At 52.5% G+C, this 4,017-nt stretch carries 2 protein-coding genes; both read left to right on the top strand.

What is annotated here, in order from left to right; genetic code table 11:
- The coding region (locus KDK13_RS03245) for a hypothetical protein (RefSeq protein WP_257283433.1) at window positions 1-3,397 on the top strand (3,397 nt) is incomplete at its 5' end.
- Window positions 3,394-4,017: hypothetical protein (locus tag KDK13_RS03240; protein ID WP_257283431.1), on the top strand; the 624-nt coding region annotated here is incomplete at its 3' end. The genes KDK13_RS03245 and KDK13_RS03240, both read left to right, overlap by 4 nt.

The following is a 4,017-nucleotide window of genomic DNA, read 5'->3' as shown; positions in this document are numbered from 1 at the left end:
CCCGGAAAGTCCGGAAGGCAGACTGGGGGCGGCGCGCTTCAGGGCGGAATGTTGCCTGAGGGGCCTGACGTTGAATGGCCAGCCGGTCACAACGGAAGTGGTGGTTAAGGATTTTCAGGCTGCCAGGGCAACACTGGAGCTGGCTCGTTTCAAAGCAGAATGCTGCCTGCGGGAGCTGCTGTTAAATGACCGGCCGGTGACACCGGATGCGGTGGTTGCGGATTATCAGGCTGCCGGGGCAACACTGGAACTGGCGCGCTTCAGGGCAGAATGTTGCCTGAGAGGCCTGCTGTTGAATGGCCAGCCGGTCACAACGGAAGTGGTGGTTAGGGATTTTCAGGCGGTCAGGGCAACATTGGAGCTGGCACGTTTCAAGGCGGATTGTTGCCTGAAGGGGCTGCCGTTGAATGGCCAGCAGATCGCACCGGAAGCGGTGGTCAGGGGTTTCCCGGGCAGTCCAGAGGGCAAACTGGGAATATTGCGCTTTAAGCAACAGTGCTGCCTGCGGAACCTGTCGCTAAATGGCAGGCAGGTCACACCGGATGCGGTGGTCAAGGATTTCCCGAATACTCCGGAAGGCAGACTGGGGATAGCACACTTTAAGGAACACTGTTGCCTGAGGGGTTTGCTATTGAATGGCCAGCCGGTCACGCCGGAGGCAGTGGTTAAGGATTTCCCGGATACCCCGGAAGGCAAACTGGCGACAGTTCGCTTCAAGGCGGAATGTTGCCTGAAGGGCTTGCCGTTGAATGGCCAGCCAGTCACACCGGAGGCGGTGGCCAGGGGTTATCAGGCGGACAAAACACTGGAGCTGGCGCGCTTCAAAGCTGAGTGTTGCCTGAAGGGACTGCGGTTGAATAGTCAGCCGGTCACCCCGGAGGCGGTGGTCAAGGATTATCAGTCTGCCGGGGCAACACTGGAGCTGGCACGCTTCAAAGCGGAATGCTGCCTGAAAGGCTTGCTGTTGAATAACCTGCCAGTCACACCGGAGGCGGTGGTTAAGGATTATCAGGCGGCCAAAGCAACACTGGAGCTGGCGCGCTTCAAAGAACAATGTTGTCTCAGGGGGCTGCCGTTGAATGGCCAGCCGGTCACCCCGGAGGCGGTGGTTAAGAATTATCAGGCCGTCAGGGCAACACTGGAACTGGCGCGCTTCAAAGCGGAATGCTGCCTCAGGGGCCTGCTGTTGAATAGCCAGCAGATCACACCGGAAGCAGTGGTTAAGGGTTTCCCGGACAGTCCGGAGGGCAAACTGGCGATAGCGCGCTTTAAGGAAGAATGTTGCCTGAGAGGGTTGCTGTTGAATGGCCGGCAGGTTACACCGGAGGCGGTGGTCAAGGATTTTCAGGCGGCCAGGGCAACACTTGAGCTGGCACGCTTCAAAGCGGAATGCTGCCTCAGGGGCCTGCCGCTGAATGGCCAGCGGGTCACACCGGAGGCGGTGGTTAAGGGTTTACCGGACAGTCCGGAGAGCAAGCTGGCGATAGCGCGCTTTAAGGGAGAATGTTGCCTGAGAGACCTGCCATTGAATGGTCAGCCGGTCACACCGGATGCGGTGATCAAGGATTTCCCGGATAACCCGGAAGGTAAACTGGGGAAAGCGCGCTTTAAGGAACGGTGTTGCCTGAGGGGCCTGCTGCTGAATGGCCTGCAGGTCACACCGGAGGCGGTGGTCAAGAATTATGAACGCGGTGGCTGGTTGCTTGAAAAAGCCACTTTTTATGCTCAGCTGGCATTGAATGCAAGGGAGTTGAATGGTTCCTACCTGGATAACCAGACAGTATTAGCCGCGTTTAATGCCGTCTCCGGAGATCATTCTTCAAGGCAAACCAGGTATCTGATACAAAGGCTGAGACAATCCCAACCGCAGGATGAGACCAGCGAAGCCCGGGATATACACCAACAGGCCTGGCAAATCCTGAATAACGTACCGGTTAAGGACGATGAGCAATATCGACTGCAATGTATCCTGAAATTCATGGCCATGCAGAATGAATTGACCATTGATCATCAGCACGTGTCAGCAGAACAGGTGTTGCAATCCATCAAAACGCTAAGGAGTTCATTCAGGAATTTACGCCTCCGTTTCTTCTTTCTGGCACACTGCCATATCAAGGGACAATCTATTTGTGGGCGTAAAGTTCATCAATATCAGGTACTCAAGTGCCTTCAAAATTTCCCTGAAAGAAGCAAGCTGCGCCATGCCCTGGGCCGTTGGTTTGAACAAAGCAGCGCTGAAGCCAATATAATGGATAAAATCCTGTTTAAACGGGAAAATACCGGCAGTGACAGCCCTGACCGATCCGCAACCTCTGCCATCCAGCATAAGGCTCCTGTAACCGTCACCAGGAAGCACTTCGTATCGCACAAACAATCCAGAGACAACGCCTGGCCAGGTTACTTGCCCAGTGATGAAAACCGTTATTCAGCCCATCATGTGAATAACCTTATGGCTCAAATTCTGAAGCCGGGGTCAAAAACAGGTGAACCGGGTTTCCCGGACCATCAGGCTCCACGATTAAATGCACTAACGTTACATACACTGGAGATTATTCAGGAAATCAATGGTTCTTATCCCTCTCCCACCATTCTGATTACCGGTTCATACGCGCGCTTTTTACAGAACTTCTGCTCAAGATTTAATGATATTGACATTATCTGCGCCACAGAAGCGTCTGCCAGAACACTTTTTGGCAAGCTGCAGGCACTGAACACCGACAGGGATGCCGAAATACCCACAAGCATCATCATCGCGCCAATCCCGGGATGTCCGGAAATTCAACTGCCAGGCGCCTACAGTATTCAGCTTCTGGACGGTGATTTGGGCACGAAAGCCATGGGGCTTCAGGTAAATGTTGACGCCAGAATAACACACACCGATGAAGCACCACTGGCCGTGCACGTTCCCGGCGTCGAGAGGCCAGTAAGGTGTTTGTCGTTTACCGGAGAAACCAGATTACTGAATGATACGCTGGCATACCTCGCTGACAACCTTGATCCATTGACAAAACAATTGAAAAAAGGAGAGATATTCCAAATACCACGAACCATTCTTTTTAATTTTCCCCAAAACCTCGATGAGTGTATTTATGGCCTGCTTATGCGCTCCCTGCTTACCCTGAATAAAGCCAGGGAGTTTCTTGCCTTGCACTGTGAAAAAAACCATGACTATCGGACTGACCCGCTTCAGGAACAGCAACAGCAACAACAGCAACAACGCCTACATACGCTGACTGCGAATCTTCAAATGAAGTTAGCCAGCCATGCTTACCGCAATGATTTTGAGCTCAGGGTTAACGACTGGCTGGCGACAAGTAAGGCTGTTAATGATTACCTGATCAAGAGGCAGACATTTATCAAAGCACTGCTTGCAATGATGCACGCAGGATTGCAGTGAACCTAATAATCATTTTGAGGTCAAAGAGCAGTATCTATAGTCCAAGTGCGCAGGGCTTTGTTCTGAAGGCAACAGCATCAACCTGCTCCCAACCAAAGCCTGTTGGCCAGGTTAACCAAAAGGCCGGTTCCAGCGGGATTCAAAACCGCTCGAGAAGCACATTCAGTGGTAAAAGAGTCTCAAACCGTCAGCCTTACAGAGATATGGCCGCCCCCTTGAGTGATGGCAAACATATTGAGGATGCCTTCTGGAAAAAAAAGCCATTACGAGGACGTCAAGTCACCACCACTGATGTACTTGCTGCCTATGGACATGACAGATCCTCGATCAGAAGTGCCTTCTTCCTGCAAAAACTTTGCTTGCAGAACATTCTGCATAACCACAGAAAAGTGACCCCGGATCAGGTCATTCAGGAATTCAACCGGGTGCCGGATCGAAATAACAAGTACAAATTAGCAAAGGCACGCTTCAAAGCGGAATGTTGCATGAGGGGCCTGGTGTTAAATGGCCAGCAGGTCACAGCAGATGCTGTGATTAAGGATTTTCCGGAGAGTCCGGAAGGCAAACTGGGGATAGCGCGCTTCAAAGCGGATTGTTGCCTGAAGGGGCTGTCGTTCAGT

It is taken from the genome of Endozoicomonas sp. SESOKO1, from assembly GCF_024606265.1.
Lineage (GTDB): Bacteria > Pseudomonadota > Gammaproteobacteria > Pseudomonadales > Endozoicomonadaceae > Endozoicomonas.
The sequence above is the reverse complement of the archived record's forward strand: the minus strand, read 5'-3'. Positions and strand labels throughout refer to the sequence as shown.